At 56.6% G+C, this 26,922-nt stretch carries 19 protein-coding genes; 14 read left to right on the top strand and 5 right to left on the bottom strand.

The annotated features are described in order from the left end of the window. The first annotated feature begins 28 nt into the window (after positions 1 to 28). Together hrpA and WA411_RS06825 are read left to right on the top strand one after the other, a co-directional pair. Positions 29 to 3,964: an ATP-dependent RNA helicase HrpA gene (gene hrpA, locus WA411_RS06830; RefSeq protein ID WP_291910229.1), complete on the top strand. Its 3,936-nt coding sequence runs from the start codon at positions 29 to 31 to the stop codon at positions 3,962 to 3,964. A gap of 149 nt (positions 3,965 to 4,113) precedes the next feature. Continuing rightward, positions 4,114 to 5,235 (top strand): beta-ketoacyl-ACP synthase III, encoded by a 1,122-nt coding sequence (locus WA411_RS06825; protein ID WP_291910227.1) that lies wholly within the window; start codon positions 4,114 to 4,116, stop codon positions 5,233 to 5,235. 12 nt (positions 5,236 to 5,247) lie between these two features. On the opposite strand, the gene WA411_RS06820 is transcribed toward WA411_RS06825, so the two are convergent. Then, on the bottom strand, positions 5,248 to 5,655 hold the full coding sequence (locus tag WA411_RS06820) for an acyl-CoA thioesterase (RefSeq protein WP_136629432.1): 408 nt from the start codon (positions 5,653 to 5,655) through the stop codon (positions 5,248 to 5,250). A gap of 90 nt (positions 5,656 to 5,745) precedes the next feature. On the opposite strand from WA411_RS06820, the gene WA411_RS06815 reads away from it, so the two are divergent. The 5 genes from WA411_RS06815 to dinG are packed head-to-tail and all read left to right on the top strand — an operon-like array spanning position 5,746 to position 12,673. Further along, positions 5,746 to 6,534 (top strand): MlaA family lipoprotein, encoded by a 789-nt coding sequence (locus WA411_RS06815; protein WP_291910303.1) that lies wholly within the window; start codon positions 5,746 to 5,748, stop codon positions 6,532 to 6,534. Between the two features lie 29 nt (positions 6,535 to 6,563). Then, on the top strand, positions 6,564 to 8,051 hold the full coding sequence (locus WA411_RS06810) for a DUF3336 domain-containing protein (protein WP_291910224.1): 1,488 nt from the start codon (positions 6,564 to 6,566) through the stop codon (positions 8,049 to 8,051). Between the two features lies 1 nt (position 8,052). Further along, positions 8,053 to 9,738, top strand: a complete 1,686-nt coding sequence (locus WA411_RS06805; protein ID WP_291910222.1) for an ExeA family protein — start codon at positions 8,053 to 8,055, stop codon at positions 9,736 to 9,738. Between the two features lie 2 nt (positions 9,739 to 9,740). Next, positions 9,741 to 10,469 (top strand): general secretion pathway protein GspB, encoded by a 729-nt coding sequence (locus WA411_RS06800; protein WP_291910220.1) that lies wholly within the window; start codon positions 9,741 to 9,743, stop codon positions 10,467 to 10,469. Then, the gene (gene dinG / locus WA411_RS06795) at positions 10,469 to 12,673 is read left to right on the top strand and encodes an ATP-dependent DNA helicase DinG (RefSeq protein ID WP_291910218.1); all 2,205 of its coding nucleotides are present in this window, start codon (positions 10,469 to 10,471) and stop codon (positions 12,671 to 12,673) included. Before WA411_RS06800 ends, dinG begins: the two co-directional genes overlap by 1 nt. A 270-nt stretch (positions 12,674 to 12,943) precedes the next feature. Here the strand turns inward: dinG and WA411_RS06790 are convergent, their stop codons facing one another. Then, positions 12,944 to 15,676 carry a LuxR C-terminal-related transcriptional regulator gene (locus WA411_RS06790; protein ID WP_291910216.1) on the bottom strand — a complete coding sequence of 911 codons (2,733 nt, stop codon included), beginning with the start codon at positions 15,674 to 15,676 and terminating at the stop codon, positions 12,944 to 12,946. 248 nt (positions 15,677 to 15,924) lie between these two features. Between WA411_RS06790 and cysB the strand changes: the two genes are divergently transcribed. After that, positions 15,925 to 16,902: an HTH-type transcriptional regulator CysB gene (cysB, locus tag WA411_RS06785; protein ID WP_069183521.1), complete on the top strand. Its 978-nt coding sequence runs from the start codon at positions 15,925 to 15,927 to the stop codon at positions 16,900 to 16,902. 27 nt (positions 16,903 to 16,929) lie between these two features. On the opposite strand, the gene WA411_RS06780 is transcribed toward cysB, so the two are convergent. After that, positions 16,930 to 17,670: a phosphoadenylyl-sulfate reductase gene (locus WA411_RS06780; RefSeq protein ID WP_291910301.1), complete on the bottom strand. Its 741-nt coding sequence runs from the start codon at positions 17,668 to 17,670 to the stop codon at positions 16,930 to 16,932. Between the two features lie 215 nt (positions 17,671 to 17,885). On the opposite strand from WA411_RS06780, the gene thrH reads away from it, so the two are divergent. Then, on the top strand, positions 17,886 to 18,500 hold the full coding sequence (gene thrH, locus WA411_RS06775; RefSeq protein ID WP_069183523.1) for a bifunctional phosphoserine phosphatase/homoserine phosphotransferase ThrH: 615 nt from the start codon (positions 17,886 to 17,888) through the stop codon (positions 18,498 to 18,500). 65 nt (positions 18,501 to 18,565) lie between these two features. On the opposite strand, the gene pabB is transcribed toward thrH, so the two are convergent. After that, positions 18,566 to 19,921 carry an aminodeoxychorismate synthase component I gene (gene pabB, locus WA411_RS06770; protein ID WP_418766813.1) on the bottom strand — a complete coding sequence of 452 codons (1,356 nt, stop codon included), beginning with the start codon at positions 19,919 to 19,921 and terminating at the stop codon, positions 18,566 to 18,568. 92 nt (positions 19,922 to 20,013) lie between these two features. Between pabB and WA411_RS06760 the strand changes: the two genes are divergently transcribed. Together WA411_RS06760 and WA411_RS06755 are read left to right on the top strand one after the other, a co-directional pair. Further along, positions 20,014 to 20,709, top strand: coding sequence for a hypothetical protein (locus WA411_RS06760; RefSeq protein WP_291910212.1), 696 nt, complete (start codon positions 20,014 to 20,016; stop codon positions 20,707 to 20,709). A gap of 177 nt (positions 20,710 to 20,886) precedes the next feature. Beyond that, positions 20,887 to 21,822 carry a DUF6160 family protein gene (locus WA411_RS06755; RefSeq protein ID WP_153637389.1) on the top strand — a complete coding sequence of 312 codons (936 nt, stop codon included), beginning with the start codon at positions 20,887 to 20,889 and terminating at the stop codon, positions 21,820 to 21,822. Between the two features lie 135 nt (positions 21,823 to 21,957). Here WA411_RS06755 and WA411_RS06750 read toward each other — a convergent pair whose 3' ends face one another. Continuing rightward, on the bottom strand, positions 21,958 to 22,575 hold the full coding sequence (locus WA411_RS06750) for a hypothetical protein (RefSeq protein WP_291910209.1): 618 nt from the start codon (positions 22,573 to 22,575) through the stop codon (positions 21,958 to 21,960). A gap of 188 nt (positions 22,576 to 22,763) precedes the next feature. Between WA411_RS06750 and WA411_RS06745 the strand changes: the two genes are divergently transcribed. The 3 genes from WA411_RS06745 to WA411_RS06735 are packed head-to-tail and all read left to right on the top strand — an operon-like array spanning position 22,764 to position 26,909. Beyond that, positions 22,764 to 23,798 (top strand): DUF58 domain-containing protein, encoded by a 1,035-nt coding sequence (locus WA411_RS06745; protein ID WP_291910207.1) that lies wholly within the window; start codon positions 22,764 to 22,766, stop codon positions 23,796 to 23,798. Further along, a complete protein-coding gene (locus tag WA411_RS06740; protein WP_291910205.1) occupies positions 23,774 to 25,885 on the top strand; it encodes a transglutaminase TgpA family protein in 2,112 nt (703 codons plus the stop codon). Before WA411_RS06745 ends, WA411_RS06740 begins: the two co-directional genes overlap by 25 nt. Further along, entirely contained in the window at positions 25,878 to 26,909 is a 1,032-nt protein-coding gene (locus WA411_RS06735; protein WP_291910203.1) for a DNA polymerase III subunit delta', read from the top strand. Before WA411_RS06740 ends, WA411_RS06735 begins: the two co-directional genes overlap by 8 nt. The last annotated feature ends 13 nt before the right edge of the window (positions 26,910 to 26,922 follow it).

Below are 26,922 nucleotides of genomic sequence, written 5' to 3'. Positions count from 1 at the left end.
TCCGAGTGAGCGCTATTCCGGCAATTCAATGACAGACACCCGTTCCGATAATCCGAGCACACCGACTCCAAAACCTGATGCCGAGGCGGCCGTGAAGGCCATGATGGAGCAGCTGGACGCCTGCAACCAGCAGGAGGCCGCCCGCATCGTTAAAACGGTTGCCCGCACCAAAGGGAAGCCTGGCCAGAAAGACCTGGAAAAAATGGCGAAATGGCTCGAGCGTGGGCTGGAAAAGGTGCAGCAGCGACACGCATTGCACAAGCCGGCCAGTTTTCCGGAGGGCTTGCCGGTTTCCGAACGGGTCGACGACATTCGTGAGGCCATCGGAAATAACCAGGTGGTGATCATTGCCGGGGAAACCGGCTCCGGTAAAACCACGCAGATTCCAAAAATCTGCATGAACAGCGGGCGGGGGATCCGGGGGCTGATCGGTCATACCCAGCCCCGACGCATCGCGGCGCGGAGCGTGGCAGCGCGAATTGCCGAGGAAATCGGTGAGCAGACCGGCCAGCAGATCGGGTATCAGGTTCGCTTCACCGACAACACCTCCGAGCAGTCCCGGGTAAAGGTGATGACCGACGGGATCCTGCTGGCGGAGGTTCAGCACGACCGGTTTTTGGATCGCTACGATACGATCATCATCGACGAAGCCCACGAGCGCAGTCTAAACATCGACTTTCTGCTCGGTTATCTGCGTCAGCTCCTGCCCAAGCGCCCGGATCTGAAGGTGATCATTACCTCGGCGACCATCGAAGTCGAACGGTTCAGCGAATTCTTCGACAAGGCGCCGGTGATCGAGGTGAGCGGCCGGACTTATCCCGTGGACGTGCGCTACCGGCCGCTGACCGGAGATGAGGACGACCGGGATCAGGGCTGGACGGACGGCGTTCTGGGTGCCCTCGACGAGATCGAGCAGCATGAGCGCAGCCAGAAACAGCCGCCGGGGGATGTTCTGGTGTTCCTGCCCGGCGAGCGTGAGATTCGCAATCTCAGCAAGGTGTTGCGCCATGTGGATCTGCGGCATACAGAAGTGCTGCCGCTGTATTCGCGGTTGAGCAATGCTGAGCAGAACAGGGTGTTTCAGTCCCACAAGGGGCGAAGGATTGTGCTCTCCACCAACGTGGCGGAAACCTCCTTGACGGTGCCAGGCATCCGTTACGTGATCGATACCGGGGTGGCCAGGATCAGCCGCTACAGCGTGCGCTCCAAGATCCAGCGACTGCCGGTGGAACCGATTTCCCAGGCCAGCGCCAACCAGCGGGCGGGCCGTTGTGGGCGGGTCGCGCCGGGTATCTGTTTCCGGCTTTACGATGAGACGGATTTTATCAATCGCCCGGAATACACCGATCCGGAGATACTTCGAACCAACCTGGCCTCCGTCATTCTGCAAATGGCCACATCAGGTCTGGGCGAAATCCGGCAGTTCCCGTTCCTTGAGGCGCCGGACAAGCGCCAGGTCAACGATGGCTACAAGCTCCTGGAAGAGTTGGGCGCGGTGGATGATAAGCGCCGCGTCACCCGGCTTGGCCGAACCATGGCCCGGCTGCCCCTTGATCCAAGACTGGCCAGGATGCTGGTCACGGCCGCAGAGCTGGGCAGTCTGGCGGAAACACTGGTGATTATTGCCGGGTTGAGTATCCAGGACCCGAGGGAGCGGCCCCAGGATAAACAACAGGCAGCGGACCAGGCTCATGCACCGTTCAACGACAAGGAATCGGATTTCGTCACTCTGCTGAACGTCTGGAACTTCTATGAAGAGCAGCGTCAGGAACTGTCCCAGAATCAGCTCAAAAAGGTCTGCCAGAAAAGTTTCCTGAGCTGGATGCGAATGCGGGAATGGCGGGATATCCATCGCCAACTGACTCTGATCTGTCGTGAACAGAAGCTGACGGTGAACAAGGACGCCGCCAGTTACGAAGCCCTGCACAAGGCGATTCTGGCCGGTCTTCTGGGCCAGGTCGCAGTGAAAGTGGAGAAGAAGGAATATCTGGCAACACGAAACCGGAAAGTGTTGATCTTTCCTGGCTCCAAGGTGGCCAAAACGAGTCCGAAGTGGATAGTCGCGACCGAGATTGTGGAAACCAGCCGGGTGTTTGCCCGGGTGGTGGCTTCCATTCAGCCGGAATGGATCGAGCCCCTGGCCGGTCACATCGTCAAACACCACTATTTCGAACCGCACTGGGAGCAAAAGCGTGCCCAGGTGATGGGATACGAGAAGGTCACCCTCTACGGCCTGGACATTGTTGCCAAGCGCCGCATCCCCTACGCCAAAGTTGATCCGGCGGAATGCAGGAACCTGTTCATCCGCCGGGCGCTGGTAGAGGGTGATTACCGGTCAAAGGCGCCTTTTATCGCCCGTAATCGCGAGATGCTCGATACGGTTGAGAATCTCGAGAAGAAGACCCGGCGCCGGGACCTGCTCGTTGATGATGAGGTACTGGTGGCTTTCTATGACGAACGCCTGCCTGCAGACATTGTCAGTGGTCGGCATTTCGAGACCTGGTGGAAGGGGCTGTCGGTTGAACAGTTGAAGGAACTGGAGCTCACCGAAGCTGACATACTTCAGCGCCCGGTGGATGCCCAGGCCGCTGACCTGTATCCGGACTTTCTGGAATGGGAGGGTGTGCGTTATCCGCTGAGCTATGAATTCGAGCCCACCAGCGAAAAAGACGGTGTCACGCTTCAGGTTCCGCTGATGGCTCTCAAACAGATTCCGTCCCGTCGTCTGGAGTGGCTGGTTCCGGGACTGTTGAGGGAAAAGTGTATTGCCCTGGTGAAATCTCTGCCCAAGGCTCTGCGCCGGAACTTCGTGCCGGTACCCGATTTTGTGGATGCGGCTCTTGAGAATCTTCAACCCTCCAACGAGCCGCTGACGCTTCAGCTCGGTGAGCAGTTGCGCCGCATGACCGGTGTGCAGATTGATCCCGAGGCCTGGTCCGACTCGGAATTGCCCAAACACCTCCGAATGAACCTGCGGGTCATGGGCGACGGCGGTCGCACCATAGCTGAGAGTCGCGAGACCGCCGATCTGCAACACCAGCTTGAAGGTCAGGCTGAGCAGGCACTGGCCTCGGCAACACAGGATGATTCGCCAGCAGAACCGAGCGGCGAGTACACCGAATGGCAGTTCGGTTCACTGCCGGAAGAGGTCCAGACGGAAAAAGGTGGCATGCAGGTGACCGTTTATCCCGCCCTGGAGGATCTGGGCAAACAGGTGCGCCAGATACGCTGTCTGGATCGGCTGACCGCTGAAGATACCACCCGCAAAGCCATTGCCCGCCTGATCCTCAACCGGTTCGGCAAGACGCTTGATGATCTTGAACGCAAACTGCCTCGTTTCAAGCAGTCGGCGCTGATGTTTGCGCCGGTGGGCCAGTCGAAAGTGTTGTTGGACGATCTGCTGCTGGCCACAGCCATGCAGCATTTTCTCGCGGGCGAAATTCCAAGGACGGCAGAGGATTTCGACAAGGTGTTCGACACTCACCGGGGTGATTTCATTCCGACCCTGGAGCAGGCAGACGAACGGCTGTATCAGGCCATGTCCGGTTACCAGAAAGTGGCGAAGCAATTAAAAGGCAAAATCAACCTGGCGCTGGCTAACAGCATGGCCGACCTGAAGTTCCAGTTGCAGAACCTTGTCTATCCCGGTTTTCTGGTGCAAACGCCGCCAGAGTGGTTGGCGGAATTTGGTCGTTATTTTGAGGCCGCTCTGATTCGCCTTGAGAAAATGCCCCGGGAAATGGGCCGTGAGCGGGAGTTTCTTCACACCATTGAGCCCCTCTGGTCCCGCTACGCGGTGAAGCGGGACGAACAGCAGCGGCAGGGGATTCGAGATCCGGAGCTTGTGCTGTACCGCTGGATGCTGGAGGAGTTCCGGGTGTCGTTCTTTGCACAGCAACTGGGCACGGTGATGACGGTATCGGTTAAACGCCTGGACCGGCAATGGGAGAAAACCCGGGTTTAGAGAACACCGCGTGCACCAGACTGGTGCCCGTGACTGATTCCTGACGGGCAAAACCCAGAGACTGTGTTAGTATTTCCGGCAGTGGGTGAACGAATTAACCAAACGGGACGCTTGGTGTCCCGTTTTCACAATCATGACGTGGGGTTAGCGTGATTAAAGCCGTTATTAGCGGGACCGGTCTCTACACACCGCCAGCAACCATTGATAATGACGAACTGGTCGAAGCCTTTAACCAGTATGTTGAACTGTTCAACGCCGAGAATGCAGATGCCATCGCCAGCGGCGATGTGACGCCACTGCAGCCATCGTCCTCTTCTTTTATCGAGAAAGCGTCCGGCATCAAACGACGCCATGTGATCGACAAGGATGGCATTCTCGATCCCAAACGCATGAAACCCTATATCCCCGAGCGCGGCAACGAGGAACCTTCGGTGCAATGCGACATAGCAGTGACCGCCTGCCGTGAGGCCCTGGAGCAGGCGGGCAAATCGGCACAGGATGTCGATGCCGTAATCGTCGCCTGCTCCAACCTGCAGCGAGCCTATCCGGCCGTGTCCATCGAGGTTCAGGAAGCGCTTGGTATCGAGGGGTTTGCCTATGATATGAACGTTGCTTGCAGCTCAGCTACGTTCGGCCTCCAGGCGGCGGTCAACTCTGTCGAGAATGGCAGTGCCCGTTCCGTTCTGGTGGTCAGCCCGGAGATCTGTTCCGGCCACCTGAATTTCCGTGACCGTGACAGCCACTTCATTTTTGGTGACGCCTGCACGGCCATCCTCGTTGAGCGTGAAGAAGATACCCGTGCGGGGCAGGGGTTCGAAATTCTGGGCACGAGCCTGAAGACCAAATTTTCGAATAACATCCGGAACAATTTCGGGTTCCTGAACCGTGCAGACGATTCAGGCGTTGGCAAACCGGACAAGCTCTTCGTGCAGCAGGGCCGGAAAGTGTTCAAGGAAGTATCGCCTCTGGTTGCCGCGACCATCCAGAAGCAGCTGCAAAGCCTGTCTCTGGCCCCGGATGATCTCCGCCGCATGTGGCTGCACCAGGCCAACCTGAATATGAACCAGCTGATTGCCCGGAAGGTGCTAGGTCGGGATGCGACCGAGGAAGAGGCACCGGTCATCCTCGATGAATACGCCAACACCAGCTCCGCCGGTTCGATCATCGCCTTCCACAAACACAAGGACGATCTTGTCAGTGGTGATCTCGGGGTTATCTGTTCGTTCGGTGCCGGTTATTCCATCGGCAGCGTGGTGGTGCGCCGCCGGTAGACGTTCTCTGGTTCAAGACGTTGCCAGGGCCCGGAGGGTTTCTGGCAGCGGAGCCGAGGAGCGTGTTTTACGGTCGAACCAGACGATCTTCGCATAACCTTCCGCGTAAACAGCGCCGGTATCGACATCGGTCAGTAGATGGTAGGTGTCGAGGCTGGTGTTACCTGCCTTGTCGGCGTATGTTTTCACCTCAACCGTTGCCGGGTGGTTCAATTCCTTTAGAAAGGTGGCACTGGTCTTTATAATAACCGGACCGGTCGGCTCCTCGGGACCGCCCAGCTCCAGTGAGGCCAGCCAGACAATACGGGCTTCCTCAAAGAATCGGAAGTAGACTGTATTGTTGGCATGGCCGTATGCATCCATGTCTCCCCAGCGAAGGGGCATGGTAATCGTGTTTACAAGATTTCCCGGTACTGACATCGGTTTCTCCGGAACAACGGTTTAATAATAAAAAAGTAGCGCCGGTATTTTCGACGAATTGAAACGAATTAAACAACCCAAGAGCAGATGATGAAACACTTTTTTATCCGGCGCCGGCTTGTTACGTTTTGCCTGTTGTTGTCCCTGGCTACTTTTGTGCCATCGGGTCAGGCGATAGCCCAGAATATGCAGGAGCCGCCTCCCGAAGGTTCGGTACCGGTTGATCCCAAAGACCCGTGGGAAAACTGGAACCGCAAGGTGTATACGTTCAACGAAACGATCGACCGATGGTTCCTGAAACCGATGGCTCAGGCCTATCGGACGTTTACCCCGCAGATTGTTGACCGCGGCATTACCAATTTCTTTAATAACCTGACTGAACTCAGGAACTTCACCAACAGCGTGTTGCAGCTTAAAGGGGAGTCGGCCGTCGTTGCTGTGGGTCGATTTACCTACAACACTACCTTCGGTCTGGGTGGCCTGATTGATGTGGCAACCGCCTTTGACCTGCCTGAACGGCCCGAGGACTTTGGCCAGACATTGGGCTACTGGGGTGTAGGTTCGGGGCCATACCTTATGCTGCCGTTTCTCGGGCCTTCCACGCCAAGGCACCTGACCGGGTTTGCAACTGACGGCTTTGCGTTGCCATCCGCTTGGGATACTGTGGACAGTCCGGAAGTTTATTACGCCCGCGCCCTCCAGATTGTTGATAAACGCGCGGATTTGATTCCTGCGGAGAGCTTCATCTCTGGCGACAGTTACGTGTTTGTTCGAAATGCCTTCCTGCAGCGTCGGGAATTCCTGATCAATGACGGGAAGGTGGTCAACGATCCGTTTGCCAGCGGTGATGATGAGGACCTGATGCTCGAGGATTTCTGAGCGTCATCCGGATTGATAGGAGGTCAGCGGTGCTGAAGGATCCAAGAATAGCCAAATTCCGGAAGATGCTGGCCGAGGCGCCGAATTATGAAGTCTGGAAGGCAGCAGCGTTGGAGCTGGACTTTCTGGAAGGTAACGCCGAGTGGAAAGAGGATTTCGCTTCCGATCTCTATCACTACGAATTGATTTATGACCGCCTTAGCAACCTGAAACAGTATCGCCAACAGGATGATGTCGAACGCCTGAAGCGGGCCCTGAGGGAGGGACTGCACCACGATCTCGGGAACATGGGCAACCCGGCACTTTACACGCGATCCCGCGTTGGTACCAAACACCTGATCGAAGAATACATTACCCAGGTGTGTGAAGCCCTGGATTACCTCTGTGATCAATCCGTCCCCGGTTTTCCCGTTGCCGACAAGCTGCAGTTCTTTCGCGATACCCTGACAAGCTATGGTCGGCCGGCGCTCTTGCTCAGTGGTGGCGCTACCCTTGGTGTTTTTCACTTCGGAGTCATCAAGGCCCTCTGGGAAAAAGGGCTTCTGCCGCAGGTTATCGCCGGCTCAAGTATCGGTGCCATTATCGCGGGCATTCTCGGTGTTCATACTGACGCGGAAATCCCCGAAATGCTGGTGCCGGAAAACCATAACCTGAAAGCGTGGAAGTGGCGGGGCCTGCTCAGTGCCGTTCGCGGAGACGGGCTGATGGATCAGGACGAGCTTCGCAACTGTCTGCGGGGCAATATTGGTGAATACACCTTTGAGGAGGCATACCAGCGTACCGGCCGTTCGATCAACGTGAGTGTTTCTCCGGTACAGGCTCACCAGAAGGCTCGCCTGCTTTGCGGATACACCTCGCCTTACCTGATGGTCTGGAGTGCGGTACTGGCCAGCGCCGCGGTTCCGGGTATTTTTCCGCCGGTTACCCTGATGAAAAAGGACATTCAGGGCAACACGCTACCCTATATGCCACGCCTGAAGTTTGTGGATGGCTCGGTGGTGAGCGATCTGCCCATTGAGCGCTTGATGCACCTGTACGATGTGAACTACACCATCGTTAGTCAGACGAATCCCCATGTGGTGCCCTTCCTGAGCCAGCGCGGTCGGGATGAAAAGCTGTCGTTTGGCAATCTGCCGATGCATTTGATGAAGTCCGAAATTCAGTTCCACGGCCAGGGGGTGTTCGATTACCTCCGTAAACGCCTACGGCCGGAACTTCTGAGGCAGATGTCGGGCCAGTTGTACACCATTATGGCCCAGCGCTATTCCGGAGACGTCACGATCGCACCCTCGTACTCGTTCAAGGACTACAGCAGGATGCTGGCGAACCCGGATCCGGCCTACGTGCGTCAGATGATTCTGGCGGGCGAACGCGCCACCTGGCCCAAGATCTCCATGATCCGCTCCCATGCCCGCATCTCCAAAACCCTGGAACGGTGTGTGCGAAGGCTTAAACAACAGAACCGGCGCACCGCCGAACTCAGACTGATCAGTAACGCGGATTCCGGTACGTCCTGATATGTATTACGATTTTTTCGGCTTTCGCGAACCGCCGTTTTCCATTGCCCCGGACCCTCGTTACCTGTACCTGAGCGATCGCCACAAGGAGGCGCTGGCGCACCTGATGTATGGGGTCCAGGGGCAGGGTGGTTTTATCGTGATCACCGGTGAAGTGGGGACCGGAAAAACCACCGTTTCCCGATGTTTTATCGAAAATGTGCCGGACAACGTTGATATCGCGCTGATCCTGAATCCGAGACTCTCTGCGCGGGAGTTGTTGTCCTCCATCTGTGACGAGCTGGAAATCCCCCATGAGATCAGTGCCACCATCAAGGAACTCGTGGACCTGATAAACCAGGACCTGCTCAAGGCCCATGCGGCTGGGCGCCACAAAGTGCTGATGATTGACGAAGCCCAGAACCTGTCGGCCGAGGTACTGGAACAGCTACGGCTTCTGACCAACCTGGAGACGGCCGAGAAGAAACTGCTTCAGATTGTCCTGCTTGGCCAGCCCGAGCTTCAGGAAATGTTGGCGCTCCCGGAGTTGCGACAGTTGAACCAGCGGGTAACCGCACGCTACCACCTCGACGCCATCGGGCGGGACGAGTTGCCAGCGTATCTTCGCTACCGACTCAGCGTGGCCGGCATGCGCGGCGACATATTTTCTCAGCGTGCGATGACTCGTCTCTTTCGGGAGAGTCAGGGCATTCCTCGCCTGATCAATCTGATCAGCGACCGGGCTCTACTGGGCGCTTACGCGGAAGGTGAACATGAAATCACGGCTGATCATATCCGCCACGCAGCAAAGGAAGTGCGTGGCGCTTCCATTGGTCCCGTGCCTTCACGATCACGCCGATCCGCTGACAGAACACAGTACCTGATCGTTGCCGCGTCAATACTGGTGGCCATTATCGGAACCGCCTGGTTGTTCGAGCGGTGGTCTCCCGACAGTGCAGTCTCATCAGGTCTGTCGTCGGCAGAGCCGCTGAAAGGGGCAGTTGAGCGGGTGGAGGAGCAATCCGGACAAGTTGAGGAAACGCCATTACCGGCGACAGAAGAGCCGAGTGGGCCACCTGAGCTGGCCGTACCGGATCAGCTTCTGGATTCCGTTTCGGCGTTCCAGGTGCTTTTCGGGATCTGGGGAAGGGACTACCAGCCATCGGAGGCGCCCGTGGCCTGCGAATGGGCCCGAGAAAGCGGGCTGGGGTGTCTTGATCGACAGGGCAGCCGCCGAAGCCTGGAATTTCTCGACCGCCCGGCCATGCTTCAGCTTCAGGATGAGGCCGGCAACACCGGTTTTGTCGTGCTCCGCAGACTCGATGGAGATGCGGCAGAGGTGGCCCTACCGTCTGGCAACCAGACTGTTTCCTTTGCCAGTATCGAGCGCCACTGGTTCGGTGAATATCGTGTACTCTGGCGCTTGCCCGAATACCTGACGGGAGACGGGTTCTACAGTAATGGCGGTGGTGAGCAACTCTGGATCGGTGCGCGAATGATGGACCTGGCGGATATGCACAGTGATTCCCGTGCTGAGAGCGATCGCGTTAAACGAATGGATGCGGAAGAGCAGGTTCGCTGGTATCAGGCAATGACAGGGCTCACTGTGGATGGAATTGCTGGCGCCATGACGATCATCCAGATCAACAATGATTTGGAGGCTTCCGTTCCTCGCCTCAAGCCCAAGCAGTCTGAAGGTCGAGAGTAACCATGTCTTACATTCTTGACGCATTGCGAAAATCTGAAACCGAGCGGCAGCAGGGGCGCGTTCCTGACCTCGGTCAGCAGGTTCAGCTGATACATCGTCCGAAGAAAAAGCGGGTGTCGCCGGCTGTCTGGGTAGCGCTGGCACTGATGCTTAACGCGGGTGTTCTCGCCTTCCTGTTCTGGCCGGGCACGCCGCTGCCCTGGGGTTCTGCGGATCAGGCAGAGGTGTCACCCGGACAGGATATTGTGAAGAACGCACCGGAACCGGTTTCGGTGACGCCCGATGCGGAATCGGATCCGATGTCGGAAAGCCCTGTCGCCGAGACGGGGGCAGTTCCGGAATCCGACGTCGCTGATTCAACGCCTCCGCCAATTGCCACTGAAACCCCTGAACCTGAGCGCAGGGAGCGGGCGACGGTAATCGTGCCCTCATCCGCAATATCCGAAACCAGGGTGCCGGTAGTAGAGCAGCGGCAGGCAGACCGAGTGCCTCATCTGGTAGAGTTGCCGCTTTCATTCCAGAAGAGTGTCCCGGATTTGACCTTTAACAGCCATATCTATTCGTCCTCACCCGCATCTCGCCGGGTGATGATCAACAATACATACCTTCGGGTGGGCGATACCTTCGAGGGCCTGCGAGTGGACGATATCACCGAAGACGGCGTGGTGCTGAGTCGTGACGGGCGCCGTTTCCGGGTTGGCGTTGTGCGGGACTGGGTGAGCCCCCGCTGATGCCACTGACCGACGACATCAAACAATCCATCCAGCAAGGTTATCGCGATGTGCTCGCCGGCAAGGACATCCGGGCGCGCTATGGTCAGCGTCTGATGATTGCTGAAATCGCCAGGTACATGGGCGATATCACCGAGAACGATGGCCAGAGAACCTCGCCGGCCGCGGCCTGTGTTGTGGAGGCAGGCACTGGTACCGGCAAGACCCTTGCCTACCTGATCGCTGCCATTCCGGTGGCAAAAGCCCTGGGCAAAACCCTCGTGATATCCACCGCGACCGTGGCTCTTCAGGACCAGATCGTACTCAAGGACCTTCCCGACCTGAAAAAGCACAGCAAAATGGATTTCAACTGGACGCTGGCAAAGGGTCGGGGCCGCTACCTGTGCATGTCCCGTTTGGAAGCCCGTCTGCACGATGAGGGTAATACCGACAGCGATACCATGCCCTTGTTCCTGCTGGACGGCCCCAAAAACGAAGAGCCCGGTACCCGAGCGTTTTTTGAAGAGATGCTGGCGAGCTATGGGTCCCGGGAATGGGACGGCGACCGGGACCATTGGCCGGAGCAGATCCCGGACGATGTCTGGCGACAGGTGACCACAGATCACCGTCAATGCACCAACCGTCACTGCGCCTACTTCGACAGTTGTGCGTTTTTCGATGCCCGTAAAGACCTGGACGATGCCGATATCGTGGTAGCCAACCACGATCTGGTGCTCGCGGACCTGGCGCTCGGCGGCGGGGCAATTCTGCCCGAGCCGGAGAATGCTCTCTATATTTTCGATGAGGCTCACCACCTTCCGGACAAGGCGCTCAATCACTTCGCCGCATCGCTTCCCCTGAACGCCACCCGGCAATGGCTGAAACAGCTTTCCCAGGCGCTGGTGAAAATGCAGCCATACCTCGCGGCTGGTACCCAGGCCGCGAAGTCGCTGGATCGAATCAGTTCCGCTTCGCGGGAGGTGGATCTCGTGCTGAACCGGGTCTACGAGGAAGCTGAGCAGAATACCGGGTGGGAGTTCAACGAGGAGCGCCGGACGGCCCAATGGCGTTATCCGGAAGGTGAGTTACCGGAGGCTATGGCGGAGCTGGCGGCCGAGAGCCGTATTGCAACCGCCAACATGGTCCGGCAATTGGGTGTCCTGGCGGATGAGCTTCAGGGCGCCTTCGACGAACGCAAGGAACATGAGATCGACCGGGAAACCGCGGAAGCCTGGTATCCGGTGATCGGCTCGTTTCACGCCCGGGCAGAAGACCAGCTAAGGTTGTGGACGGCCTGGTGCGAGCAGGGCAGCGCCAAACCTGCCAGTGAACCAGAAACTGACAGCGAAGCGGCTGATGAGCCCGCGGCTGGGCCACAAACACAGAAAAGCCCGCCACCGGCCAGGTGGGCAGTACGCCAGCGTTGGGATCATACGGAGGACATTACCCTCTACAGTTCTCCCGTATTGGCGGATAACCTGTTGTACTCGAGGCTCTGGTCCCGTGCCTACGGAGCCGTTCTCACCAGTGCCACGCTGACTGCACTTGGACGGTTTGATCGTTTGAATGCCCGGGCGGGGTTGCCCCAGGGAAGCCGTTTTCTCGTTGTACCCAGCTCTTTCCGGTACGGTGAGATGGCGACGGTTGAGATTCCGGCGATGTCTGCCATGCCAACGGATGACGGCTTTGCTGATGAGCTTATAAGACGATTGCCTGACCTCTGGGCGGGAGAGAAAGCGACCCTGGTCTTATTCACCTCGCGCCGCCAGATGCAGCAGGTGCGCGACGCACTGGCCCCGGAGTATCCGGATCTCATCATCACCCAGGACGATATGGCCAAGGGCGAAGTGCTTCGCCAGCATTGCAGCCGGGTGGACGAGGGTCGACCGAGTGTTCTTTTCGGTGTGGCCAGTTTTGCAGAGGGCATAGATTTGCCCGGAAAGTATTTGCACCACGTTGTGATTACCCGTCTTCCGTTCTCTGTGCCGGACGACCCCATTGAGGCGAGCCTGGCGGAGTGGGTGACGCAACGAGGCGGTAATCCCTTTATGGAAATCACGGTACCGGATGCTTCGATCAAATTGGTCCAGGCGGTGGGGCGGTTGCTTCGAACCGAGCAGGATACCGGCAGGGTGACCATTCTGGATCGACGTATAATTACCAGGCGTTATGGGCAGCTTTTACTGGACGCTTTGCCTCCGTTCCGTCGAATGATCGAGCGCTAGGGCTTGGCCTCGGGTTACCTGGCCATAAAAAAAGAGCCAGCCCGGATGGGGTGGCTCTCGTCAAAAGGGGTTCTTTCGAACCCGGGCGTCGAAACAACGCGGAACAAGAAATCTGAAGGCCTGAAGTTTCAGAATTCCTGGTGAGGTTTCCCTCACCGTTGGAATAATCATAGGGGATTAGAGGGCGTAGTCGGATCGTCCAAAGGGCGTAGCGGGCTTAGATTGTTGGTGCAGAATGTGACGCCTGTCACATTTCTGACTGCCTCGCAATCAGGCTTCAAACAGCCCGAGGTCCCGGGCGCGGGCCAGGGCCTCGGTCCTGCGGCCGACGCCCAGTTTGCCGTAGAGGTTCCGAATGTGGGCTTTTACGGTCGCCGGCGCGACCTTCATTTTCGAGGCGATTTCCTTGTTGGCATGCCCCTCATGAATCAAGGCCAGCACCTCCAGCTCGCGCTGGCTGAGTGGTTCGGGTAGCGCTGTTGGTTGCTGTGCCGGCTTATGAGCCGAACGGCTGGTTGGGGTTTCTCGAGTGTCAGAATTCACCTGTCTCGATTGGCTCTGATCAACAAGCATCTTCCTGAGATTGGTGTTCCAGCTGCCAGGGCCGTTCAGCGCGGGCAGCTTCAGCAGCAAGGCGCGAAGATCCGGGCTTTCCTCGGCAAACAGTCGCATGAACCCGGCCTCAGCGGCCAGATTTAATGCCCGGGTCAGCATCTGTTGCGATTCGTCGTTCCGCTTTTGCTGCGCCAGGGCCTCGCCATAAACCAACAGTATCTCCACCAGGTGACGGTTGTGGGCATTGCGTTCAGCCGGTTTCAGCAGGGCGCTTAGTATTTCCTGGGCACGTTCTGGCTGATTCAGTGCCACCAGTACACGTGCTTCGCTGATTCGGCTTTGTTCAAGGTGAAGCGGGTTGGTAAATTCGCCGTCTGCTCTGGCATCCAGGCAGGCCCTGGCTTTTTCCGGGTGGCCGGTGGCGAGATAGCACCGCGCAAGAAGGGCCGTGCTTGCCGGTGGTTCGAATACGATCTGTTCACGGCGTTTCCGGCCTGTCTGGGAGGCATCCTCCAGTGCCTCAATTGCCTCCTGAAGCTTACCTTCGCTGAAGGCAAGATGGCCACGAACGTACTGGATGATCACATGCTGCCCCGGTTCCGTACCCCGCTCCACATGCTCCAGAAGCGGCTTCAGATGCATCGCTGCGAGCTCTGAATGGTTGCGCTCCCTGTGGATTTCACACAGGGTGCTGTTTTGCCAACAGGAAATGAGCCTTGGTTGGCTCGGGTCTGCGTAATGCTTATCCACCCATTGCCGGATGTCAGTGCAGGTTTCCAGCGCCAGATCGATATCGCCCCGGTTGTACTGAATCCAGGCCAACAGTCCGCCACTCGAGAGCACCGTGCTGGGTTTATGTTCGACCTGCCCGTATCGAACGGCTGACTGGAGTGCGTCCTCGGCTTCAGTAAGCTCACCCTTGCCATAGTAATCCAGGCCCAGTCCGTAATAGGTCACGGATTTCAACGGTATGCGGGTGTGATCTATCTCCCGGAGCACCTGGCGGGTGAGGTCGGCGGCGCTCTTGTCGTCACTCCGGGTACGGGCCAGATACGAGCGCATCAGCGAGATCTCACTCTGTAGTCCGAGAGCCCCTTCGGCATCCGGGTGTGAATCAGCTACCTGACGGTCGAGCAGATCCTCAAGGGCCGATAGCAGCGGTTCCAGAGTATCCACGCGGTTGGCAAAGAATAATCCCCAGATACGGAGCATCTGGAGTTGTGGGTTATCGTTGACGAGCGACTGTGGCAGGGCATCGAGCCAGCCCAGAACGGGCAGATGGTAGCCACCATGAATCAGATTGTTCCCGTGTTCGGCCAGTACCCGGGCGAGCCAGGGCCAGTCCGTCTGACGGACGATCTGGGCAATGGCCTCCTGGACATGACCGTGGGCCAATAGCCACTCCACAGTGCGTTGCCAGAGGCGCGTTGCCTTTTCCGGTTCTGTATGACTGATCCTGAGCAGCAGCGCATCCCGGAACAGATCGTGATAGCGGAACCATTCGTTACGAGTATCCAGTGGAATCAGGAACAGGTTCTGACCCAGAAGTCTCTCAAGCATTTCCTGGCTGTCGCTGGACTCGCGGATTGAATCACACAGGGAAGCGCAGAGCCGGGGGCAGCAGGCGGTTTCAAGCAGGAAGTCCGCAATATCCCGGGGTTGTTGTTCCAGCACTTCGCTCAAAACATAATCGCTGATGTAGCGCTCATCCAGATTTATCTGGCTCCCTGACTTCGCAGCTTCCTTCCCGGAGAATGTCGAAGACAGGGCCGAAAGCTGCATGGCGGCCACCCAGCCTTCGGTTTTATGGTAAACGGTGTGGACATCTTCGTCTGAGATCTGAAGCCCCATGGTTTCGCGGAAGAACTGCCGACACTCGCCCTCTGAGAAGGCCAACAGGCCAGGGTGGATATCCTCAATCCAGCGGCGGACGCGCCAACGTGCGAGCGGCAGGGGCGGCTCTGTTCGGGACGCCAGGGTGACCAGGATTCCCGGCGGCAGATAGTCGATGAAGTAGGCAAACTGCCGGTGGATAGCCGGGTTTCCAACAAAGTGGAAATCGTCCAGTACGAGGCCCCACGCACTGCCGTCCTGAGCCAGGATATTGATCAAACCGGTGATGGCCTCGGTAAAGGACTCGTCAGACTGGTGCGCCAGCTGTTTACGCAACTCGGCGGCGCCGTTCAGCCCGGCCTGTTGGAAGGCGCCGATAACGTATTGCCAGAAACGCCTGGGCTCATCATCGTGCTCGTCCAGCGATAACCAGGCGGTGGGTGAGGTAACTCGTGCGCACCACTGGGCGACCAGTGTGGTCTTTCCAAACCCGGCTGGAGCAATCACCAGGTTCAGTCGTTTGGGGCCATGGGGCTCGAGCAGGTCGCTCAGGCGGTCGCGCTTGACTGCGCGAGCATCGGAGGTAGGCCTGAGAAACTTGGTGGTGAGCAGCATGGATTCCCTGGGTATATGGAGTATGGAATTGCCCCGGTTGGGCATTAGGGATTGTGTCTTTTGTAATGACCAAGTCAAGGGCTAAGAAACCACGTTCACCTCGGCAAGGTTTTATCAATGGCTGCGTAAATGCATTTTTGGTCTAAACTGTGTGAAAGTAGTCACCTATATTAAAAAAGAATGAAAGCCTGTATTTTTATGCGTATTCTTCTACCAGGTCCTTCGATCTCCAGGGAGCAGCAGATTCAATGAAACTACAACAGTTGCGCTATATCTGGGAAGTTGCGCATCACGATCTGAATGTGTCCGCAACCGCCCAGAGCCTCTTTACGTCGCAGCCCGGTATCTCTAAACAGATTCGCCTGCTGGAGGACGAATTGGGGTTGGAAGTGTTTGCCCGCAGCGGCAAGCATCTGACCCGAATCACGCCGGGCGGCGAAATCATTATTCGTGAGGCGGGAGAGATCCTGCGGCGGGTTGAGGGCATCAAGAAAATTGCCCAGGAATTCAGCAACCAGCGCAAGGGCGATCTGAGTATTGCCACAACCCACACTCAGGCGCGTTATGCGTTGCCACCGATCATCAGCGGTTTCATTGAGGAGTACCCTGACGTTTCCCTGCATATGCATCAGGGCACGCCCATGCAGATCTCCGAGATGGCCGCCAGCGGCGCGGTCGACTTTGCGATTGCGACCGAGGGCATGGAGCTTTTCAACGATCTCATCATGATGCCTTGTTACAAATGGAACCGGAGCGTCATTGTTCCCAAGGATCACCCTCTGGCCAAATTGTCGGAACTGACGCTACCGGAGTTGGCGGAATACCCGCTGGTAACCTACGTCTTTGGTTTCACCGGTCGATCCAAGCTTGACGAGGCGTTCCAGTCCCAGGGGCTCACGCCCAAGGTTGTCTTCACGGCTGCAGATGCGGACGTTATCAAGACATACGTAAGGTTGGGTCTTGGCGTCGGAATTGTCGCCAGCATGGCATTTGACCCCAAAACCGACACGGACCTGGTCGCGCTTGATGCGCGCAAGCTGTTCCGCCCCAGTGTCACTCGGATTGGTTTCCGGAAGGGGACTTTCCTGCGGGGGTATATGTATGACTTCATTCATCGCTTTGCTCCCCACCTCACCAAGGATAAGGTGGACGAAGCTGTGTCCCACCAGGGCAGCCGGTCTGAAATCGAGGAACTGTTCAAGGATGTCGAGCTCCCCACTCACTAGAGAGTGAGCGGGGAGGCTGCGCCCGGGTTATTCCCGGGCGATCAGGTTGCCGGCGTGCAGGCCGCATTCTTTCTGGGTGGCTTCTTCCCACCACCAACGACCCTCTCGCTCGTGTTGTCCCGGCAGGACAGGGCGGGTACAGGGTTGGCAGCCGATGCTTACAAAGCCCTTCTCATGTAACTCGTTATAGGGCGCCTCGGACATCCGGATGTAATCCCACACTTCTTTCGATGTCCAGTTCGCCAGCGGATTGAATTTAACCAGCGTTTTGTCATCGGTAGAGAAGGCGGTGTCCTCCTGAATGACTGGCACGTCATTGCGGGTGCCCGGGCTCTGATCCTTCCGTTGCCCGGTAATCCAGGCATCGACCGTAGCCAGCTTTCGGCGCAGGGGATTGACCTTGCGAATGCCGCAGCACTCGCTGTGTCCGTCCTCGTAGAAGCTGAACAGACCTTTCTTGTTCACCAGATCCTGAACTTCCTGAGGGTCTGGAAATAGAACCTCGATCTCGATGCCGTAATGCTTGCGAACACGCTCAATGAACTCATAGGTTTCCGGGTGCAGACGGGCTGTATCCAGGGTAAACACCTTCAGGTGATCGGTGAGCTTGTGCGCCATTTCGATCAGCACGACATCTTCGGCACCACTGAAGGAAATGGCGATGTTGTCGTACTTCTTCAGAGCAGTTTTGAGAATCGAACGGGGGCTCTGGCCTTCGAGCTCTTCCCGCAGGGTTTGGATATCGGTCATGGCCCGGCATTGCCTTATTTTGGTGTGCAAGGAAATCTAAGTTGATAAAAAGGCTACCATTAAACGCCTAATATCCTGAAGGAATGACAATCTATATGGTTATTCCGCGCATAAAAGGCTCGCTTTACACTTCTACAATGCAATCCCGCCCGGTTTTTCTTATCATACGCTCCGAATAGCGGCAGACGCACTTACCCGTGGTTGCCCTTAACCAATTGAAGCAGGAGATCGTTGTGGAACTGGCATGCCTTGACCTTGAAGGAGTATTGATCCCGGAAATCTGGATCGCGTTCGCAGAAAAGACCGGTATTGAAGAGCTCAAGGCCACCACCCGCGATATTCCGGATTACGACGTGCTTATGAAGCAGCGCCTGAAACTGCTGGACCAGCACGGTTATGGCCTGCCGCAGATTCAGGAAGTGATCGGTGAGCTGGATCCGCTGCCCGGCGCCCGGGAGTTTCTGGATTGGCTACGCGAACGTTTTCAGGTGGTGATTCTTTCTGACACCTTCTACGAATTTGCCATGCCCCTGATGAAGAAGCTGGGTTACCCGGCGCTGCTGTGTCACAAACTGGAAGTGGCAGATGACGGCCAGATCACCAACTACTTGCTCCGCCAGCGCGATCCCAAGCGCCAGTCAGTCAGGGCATTCCAGTTGCTGAATTACCGTGTGATTGCTGCAGGGGATTCCTACAACGACACCACCATGCTGGGGCAGGCGGAAGCCGGTATTTTGTTCCATGCGCCGCAGAACGTGATCGACGAGTTTCCGCAGTTCCCGGCGGTTCATAACTTCGACGATCTCCGGCAGGAGTTTCTCAAGGCCAGCGCGATCCATAGCGCCTGATCGGAACTCTGAACACGGGGTCAGAAGAGAGTCTTCTTCTGGCCCTATGTTCACCTGAACCTAATTTACTCGATCACCAATTCTTCCAGAAAGCGCATCAAAGGCCCGACCTTGGCAAGCGTCTCCTGATACTCCGCCTCGGGATCCGAATCCGCAACAATCCCGCCGCCGCCCCAGCAGCGAATGGTTCCCTCGCCATCGCACAGCATGGTGCGAATCGCAATATTGCTGTCCAGCGTGCCGTCCAGTCCGCGATAGAAAATAGAACCACAGTAGGGGCCGCGCCAATGGGGCTCCAGCTCCCGGATGATTTCCATTGCCCTGATCTTGGGAGCACCCGTAATCGAACCGCCCGGGAAGGCATCAAAAAGAGCCTTCAAGGGTGTTACACCCTCGGCCAGCTCGGCGCGGATGTGGCTGACCAGGTGATGAACGTTACGGTACGACTCCAAGGCAAACAGTTTGTCGACTGTCACGCTGCCTGTACTGGCGTTCAAGCTCAGATCGTTACGGAGCAGGTCGACGATCATCAGGTTTTCGGCCCGATCTTTTTCGGACCCTTCCAGTTCGGAGGCATAAGCGGAATCCGTCTCCGGAGTGGCCCCTCTTGGCCGGGTGCCCTTGATCGGACTGGTGGTCACGGTTCGGTCGTGTATCTCTAGAAATCGCTCCGGAGAAACCGACAGGATGGATGCCTCGCCGGCGCGGATGAAGCCGCTGTAGGGAGTGGGGTTTGCATCGGCAAGAGCCTGGAATGCTTGCCAGGGGTCTCCTTTGAAATGGCCAGAAAATTCCTGTGAGAGATTCGCCTGATAGCAATCACCGGCTTCAATGTAGTGGCGAACCCTTTCTACGCTCGCCCTGAAGGCATCCGGTGTTTGCCTCGGCTTGAAGCGGGAAACCATAGACCACCCGGCGGTAGCCTCTGAGTGGACCGAGCACAGCCACTTTTCCAGTAAATCACGTGTTTGATCAGGGCATTCCGGATGAATCCAGAGCCAATATTGATCTGTTTTCCGATTGTGACTTGCGGTCCAAAGGTAGAACCCTGCAGATATAAGGGGAGCGTCCACAGGTGGACATAGCTCCTTGAGACGACCTTCCCGTACATACCCCAGTTCATAGCTTAGGAATCCAATCCACCCTCCGGACAGACATTCCGGGTTGGGCTCCTGTTCAATTTGGTACTGGTGAACGAGGGTTTCCATCCTTCGGGCCAGATGATCGGAGCAGAAATCTTTGCCCACAAGCCATTCCAGCACTTCGGTTTCATGAGCTGTGGCAGAAAAGCCGCTGAAGACGCCGCGGGCAGTGCCGTCTCCGACGCTCCCGATATAGGCGAAATCCGCTTCCCGGCAGGCATGGCTGAGCAGGCGATGGTAGGCCTCCTGATTGACTTCACGCACGGTTGCCGGGTTCAAGGTACCTCCGGAATGTTCGAGAAATGATAAATAGCCCACAAAACGGGCGTTGTAGGTTTTGTGAGTGCGTTGATCTAATGGAATAGCTTCTTTTGGAGAAGCAGATTATACGATTGATCGGCGGACTTTCCGAGTTGATAAAACGTCAACACCCTAAAAATCAAAATTCTTGTCCGGAGAGGCAAGACCATCCTTTTGCAAATGGAGTAGCTATGAAAAATTCTAGCCTGATATGTCTTAATTCTCTGACCTTGATTATTTGTCTTTCGGTGTTCTCCCCAACTGTAGTTTCAGAAGAGCAACAAGTGAGAAAATCTGGTGTTTTGTCCGACGGAACGCTGACCAAAGAGGAATTAGCTGCAGCTATGTTGACCGCAGAACAGGATCTGAGAGCCTTACTCCAAACGGCGGTAGATGAAGTCAAGGTTGATGTTGAGCGCACAGGTTTTTTTGCTCCAAGAGCTTGGATGCAAATGAAGGACAGGGTTATTAAGGAGGTTAGGTTGAGCGAAGAGGCTGAAGCTGCGCCACCGAAAATAAAGCTGCAACTATTTCAAGCAAGCCTACGCTCCGTCGCCCGTCACAATAAAATTGATGCAGCGCTTGTCGTCTACCCAGGGACTATTGATCAGGACGGCAGTGAGCGAAGAGTGGTTGCAGTGGAGCACGAACACCGTCTTGGCGTTTCCGGGATAAAGCTTATCCCTCTGCACTTGGAAAACGGGAATGCACAATTTGGAAACCCGTTATCTCAGAAGAAACCTTTCAAAATTTTCTACGACGAATGAAAAGAGATCAGCGACTCGAACAGCTCAGCTTGGATTCAAGTAACGCAATGTTACAGTTTGTGAGTGCAGTCACGGTATCGGAGTGTAAAACAATCTTAAATGAGGGTGTGGGGTAGGTTGCCCTGCAAAAAAACCGAAACTCAGATAACAAGAAATTGAGTTCACAAGGAGATAATAATGAAAGGCCTGAATAAACTTGCACTTGCGACAGCTATCGCGGCTGCGCCATTCGCGGCCAACGCGGATTTGAAAGCACTTGACGACTCAGCTATGGGAAACGTAACCGGTCAGGCCGGTGTGACCATCGAACTGGAAACTCGCGTTTCTATCGGTGAGTTTACATATACTGACGATGGTACCTTTGCTGTCAGTGGTATTGAGTTGGGTGGTTCGACTGCCAGCGGTTTAGCGTCTGCCTCTAATGCGCCGACAGCCGGTAATCTCTTGGATCGCTTGGCTATTGAAATCGACGTAGAGAGTGATGGTGATGCGGTTATTCATGTAGCTTCTCTCGATGAAAACAACGGCCAGCCAGTTCCTATCGACTGGGGTGTCAGTGTTGACTCTATGTCACTTCGCGGAACAGGTGGCGAGAACACCACCCTTGTTTCTGACATGAAAGCCTGGGGACTTTTGGGCGCCTTGGATATTCGTGTTGATACCGACGATGTGGCCGGCTACGCAAACACTGGTACGCTGCAACTGGACGTCGCTTTCGATGTGCGTCAAATGGATTTCGAAGTTGATTTCCTCGCAGTGGGCATCACTGGCATGGAAATCAGAGGTGCCGCGGCTGATGGCGACACGATTGATTTCACTGTTCTCAACAAAGCAGACGCAACTGATGCCGCTGGCGTAGCTCAGGACGCTCGTATGAGGGGACTTGCTGCCGCTGGCTTCGCTATTGCCCGTCTTGATGTCTATAAAGGTGACAGCTTGTACGCCGCTACGGGCCAGGCTAATCCGAAGACAGAAGTATTACGGGTAGATATCGATGATGTTTTGATGGACGTAAACATTGCGCAAACCCGCATTGGTGGAACCAACATCGGTACTATCGGTATCGATAACCTCCACATCTCTGATACCAAATTGGCTGTCTACGGTCATTAATCTGACCTAAAATCCAAGTTGGTGAAACGCCCCGCTTCGCGGGGCGTTTTTATTGGCCAAAAGAAAACCCGAGCCAACAAAAAAACGGCAGCCATTCCGGGCTGCCGTTTTCAAATCGAATCAACTTACTCTGCGTTACTGATCCGGCACCGCAATAGAAAGATCGAACCCGCCACCTGGACGCGGCGTTAAGGTAATCGGTCCTTCATTGATAGCCTGCGGAATCTGTATCTGGTCAATTCCCGGCGGGTTACCAATACTGAAGTTCAGATTCTGGCCATCAAAGCCAATTCCCAGTTGATCGTTAAGAAACGTCTGTGTGAAAGGCTCTTCCGGAATCTGTGCCTGCTGCCCAAAAATGATTGGTGGAATCGTTGGCGTAAACTCGGCAGGCGGCTGAGCCCGGGCCAGTTCTTCCTGGGGCAGGAGCAGGGCGCGCCGGAGAAATTCCTCTTCTGCGCTTTCCAGGGCATCGGTTTTGCCCTCGTCAATATACCGCTGTAGTGCGTCCCGGTAGGCTTCCTCTTCCGCTTCGGACAGGACTGGTTCGCCAGGGGAGATCGTGAGTGAGCGCAGAATACGTTGCCGATCGGCGTCAGATTTCTTCCGCTCCTTGGGCACAACGATAACGGCGGAATCCTTAACATAGGTTTCCACCATCTCGTCCGAGGTCATGGTCTGAACGCCACCAAAGGCAGGTAAAGCAACAACCAGACCGCTGATGGCGGTGGTGAGCAGGTGTCGGCGTTTCATAGTCTGGCCCCTTTTGTATAAAAAATACGCTCCCTGAAGCGAGTATTCGGTTTGTAGGACAGGAATTCAAGCTGGAAGGTCCGGGATTGTGATCAAAATCGTCGATTTTTCGGTACTGTTACTAATCACAGCAAAAACATGCTCGAATACCATGAACTTTTTCGGCATCCCAGGGCCTCAGTGACACCATGAAAAAGCCGTTCACAAACCGATTTCGTCGCTGGATCAACCGCCGCATTCCGCGGTCCGATCTTCAGACCTTCAGTCAGAAAAACATTTTTATCCTACCTACCGGCGCCGGCTTGGTATTTGGCCTTTTGCTGGTCATCATGTTGCTGACCGGAATAAATTACCAAAACAGCCTTATCTACTTGAGCACCTTTTTATTGGGCGCTGTGTTTGTCGGCGCCATGCATCAGACCCATCGAAATTTGTCCGGCCTTGAGCTCACCCTGATTCAGCCAGGAGAGGGCTTTGCTGGCGATGATATTCCCTTCCGGCTACGCTTGAAGGCAGGGCGGGATGACGCGATTGCCATCCTTCTCTCGTGCGAAGAATCGGGACTTGCTCCAGTGCACGTCCATTCAGGCGAGGCGCAGGATGTCACTCTGCCGGTTCATTCCGCTCATCGGGGCTATTTGCGTCCTGATCGGGTTCGAATTGAGACCCGGTTTCCGTTCGGCCTGCTGAAGGCCTGGTCCTGGCTTCGGCCAGTGTCCGCCGCTGTCGTATTTCCGAGGCCGATTGCGGCGCCAGAGGCATTCAGCACGGTCGCGGATGGCGATGAGTCTGCCGAGGCAAGATCTGTCGAAGGCAACGATCACGCCGATATAAGGCCCTGGCGGGAGGGCGATCTCAGCCAGCGGGTGCTCTGGAAACGATTCGCACGAACCGGGCAAATGGTGGTCGCCGACTGGGAGGGCGAACAGGGCAGTCCCTACTGGCTGGATTTTAACGCCTACCCCGGAGCAGACCATGAATTGCGGCTGAGTTACCTGGCGTTTCTGGTGAATGAGCGAGGGCGTACTGGCGTGCGGTTCGGGCTGAACCTCCCGGGCCAGATCATCGAGCCGGACTCTGGCCCGGCCCATGTGGCCCGGTGTCTCCGGGTATTGGCGACCTGGGGCGAGGAGCGGCCAAGGGATACGATGGCCGAGCCCCATGGAACGCGGAGGAAGGGTAAGGATAGGGCAACCCAATGGGTTTCGGAGGTGCAGGCTTGAGTTTTCTGGACCGCCTGCGAGGCAAAGAATCAGGCGACATTAGCGGGAACAATTTGCCCGCCAGAGCTCTGCTCTGGCTGATTGCCGGTTTTGGTTTGCTTCTGTTGCCCCAATGGGACCGTTTGCCCCTATGGCTGATTGCCGCCTGTGCAGTACTGGCGGCCTGGCGGTGGCTTGCACAGTATGGGCGTGTGCGGCTTCCCGGTCGTTTGCTGCGCACAGGCATTATGCTTGTGCTGATTGGTGTCTATGTCGCAACGGTACAGGGGCGGTTTACGGTGGATACCGCCGCTTCGTTTTTTGTGCTGGCAGTGGGCCTCAAATGGCTGGAAACCCGTTCGGTAAGGGACTTCTATGTCCTGTTCTTTATTCTCACCTATCTGGCTTCCGTGAATTTCCTGTTCCACCAGGAGATTCTCTGGGCATTGGTCAACTTCACGGGGATAGCGCTGCTGCTTGTCGGGTTGCAGGTGCTGAACGCACCGGAACTCCCGAAGGGAATGACCTCTGGTTGGCGCAGATTGGGCGGTATGTTCCTGAAGACATTGCCGATCGTCATTCTATTGTTTGTCTTTTTTCCCCGAATGTCCCCGCTGTGGAGCGTTCCGCTGGTTTCGGGTGAGGCCCGCACCGGTATCAGCGACACCATGAGACCCGGCGACATTTCCAATCTGGCCCAGAGCAGTGAACGGGCTTTCCGGGTAACGTTTGGAGGCGAAATGCCCGCCTATCGCGACCGATACTGGCGCGGCCTTATTCTCGACTATCTGGATGGAGAGACCTGGCGCCAGGGGCAGCGAGAGGGTTTTCGTCCTCTCGGCCGCGTAGCGGTTGATGGCGGGATAGGAGACCTGGAATCGAATCAGTATGACGTCCTTCTGGAGCCAACCGATCAACGTTGGGCCTTTGCACTTGAAAACTCACGTGCAGTCTCGGATAACGTCTTCGAGGGCATGGCTGACCTTTTCCGGTTTCGGCGGCCAGCTGACAGCCCGGTTCGTTACCGGTTGGCGTTGGAGGAAGAGGGTTCATCCCCTGAGCAGCAAAGCCCTACCCAATTGCGGCAGTACCTTCAGTTGCCGGCGGAAGGCAACCCCAGGGCCCGGGAATTGGCCGGTGAGCTTCGCCGTACGATGGGTGATGAACAGGTCGTCAGGACTCTCCTGCAACGATTCCGTGAACAGGAATATTTCTACACGCTTAGACCACCTGCCATGCCAGATGACGGCATTGATTCCCTGTTGTTCGACGAAAAACGGGGCTTTTGCGCCCACTACGCAGGCGCCACCACGTTCGTACTTCGGGCTGCGGGGATTCCCTCGCGAGTTGTGGTCGGTTACCAGGGTGGAGAAAGCGGGGCCGGCGGCGATTACCTGATCGTGCGCCAGTACGACGCCCACGCCTGGGTTGAAGCTTATATTGATGGGCGAGGTTGGGTGAGGGTCGATCCTACAGCGGCCATTGCGCCGGACCGGATTGAGTCTGGTCTTCGGGATGCCGTTGCCGAAGAGGGTTCTTTCCTGGAAGACAACTGGGCCTCGCCCCAGCGGTACGCCGATGTAGCCCTGGTGCAATGGGCAAGCCTGCAGCTGGATCGCATCAACTACCAGTGGCAGCGCTGGGTTGTCGGTTACCAGGGCCAGACTCAGATGGATTTTATGTCTCGGTTACCCGGCGGGTTCGGCATGCGGGAGCTGGGGTACATGACAGCAGGTATCGTTGGCGCCGGCTTGTTGATTGCCGGGTTGATTTCGGCGCTCCAGATGCGCCGGGGAGAACGGCGTGACGCGTTTCGGAGAGTGGTCGATACCTGGCATCGGCTGTGCGCCAGCGCCGGGGTGCCCGTTCGCCATGGTGAAACGCCATCGGTGCTGGCGTCACGACTGGCGAAAGCAGAACCGGCCGCGGCAGATTCGGCCAGGCTTTTTGCCCGTATGGTCAACAGCCATTACTATGGCGCTGGTAAAGACGAAAACGGCGGTGAACAGGTAAAGCGAATGCGCCGTCTGCTCGCCACTATGAAGCGCCAACTGCGGAAGCGCCAGCTGCGCAGATCCAGGACTCGGACAGGAAAATCCAGTGACTGACATTGCCCAAGATATGCCGTGGCTAACCCGCGCCTGGCAAACCGTGCAAAGCCGTGTAGCGGAAGATCGACTTCCGCACGCCCTGATCATTGTGGGGGAGCGGGGAATCGGTAAGCGGGCCTGGGCCGAGGCTGTTGGCGGACTGTTGTTGTGTGAAAAGCCTGTGAATAGTGATGCGGGTAAGCCGGTTGCCTGTGAGCACTGTAAGCAGTGTGAACTTCTGGCGGCTGCCAGCCACCCTGATATCCGGGTTTATGCGCCTGAAAAATCCCGAATGGTGAAGGTTGATCAGGTGAGGGCGCTTTCGTCTTTTGCAGTGGCCTCTCCGCAGGTGTCCCATCACAAGGTGGCGATCATTGATCGGGCGGACCAATTGAATATCAACGCGGCGAATGCGTTGCTCAAGACCCTTGAAGAACCGCTGCCCGATGTCACTCTGATCCTGTTGCAGGAGAGCGGGCGTCCTGTCCTGCCTACGATACGTTCCCGTTGCCAGACGTTGACTGTTCCTGTGCCGGGCAACAAGGAAGCTAATCAATGGCTCGCCAGCCGCGTGCGGGATCTGCCAGAAGACGACCAGCCCTCTGCGGAGGTGCTGGCAAAAGCCCTGATGCTCGCCGGGAACGCGCCGAGGCTGGCCCTCGACTATGCTACCGGTGATTTTATTGGCCTTCGCGATACGGCTCTGGAGCGCTTCAAGGAGTTCATGAAAAACCGGATTTCAGTAGGCGAGGCCGCCAAGGCGTTCAAGTCGATGGGGCTGGAGGATACCCTGTGGTTGTTTGAGACCTGGGCCGTCGACCTTGCCCGCCTGATAGCTGGCGGAAGTGCCCAGGATACCGAAGCCGCTGATATGCTCGGCTTCCTTGCCAGAACCACACCTGCCTGGCGGGCCCATGAATTGCTCGATATGGTAAAGGATTCAAGGGCAGCGGGTGTGTACAACGCCAGCCCGGAGCTGGAAGCAAGTCGGCTTCTGATTGCCTGGCAAAAGCTGATGCCAGTCAAACGCCCTGCGGCATAGGTGATCATTGCCT

The sequence above is a fragment of the Marinobacter sp. CH_CUG1437-1 genome (assembly GCF_037029655.1).
GTDB classification, from domain to species: Bacteria; Pseudomonadota; Gammaproteobacteria; order Pseudomonadales; family Oleiphilaceae; genus Marinobacter; species Marinobacter salsuginis.
The sequence above is the reverse complement of the archived record's forward strand: the minus strand, read 5'-3'. Positions and strand labels throughout refer to the sequence as shown.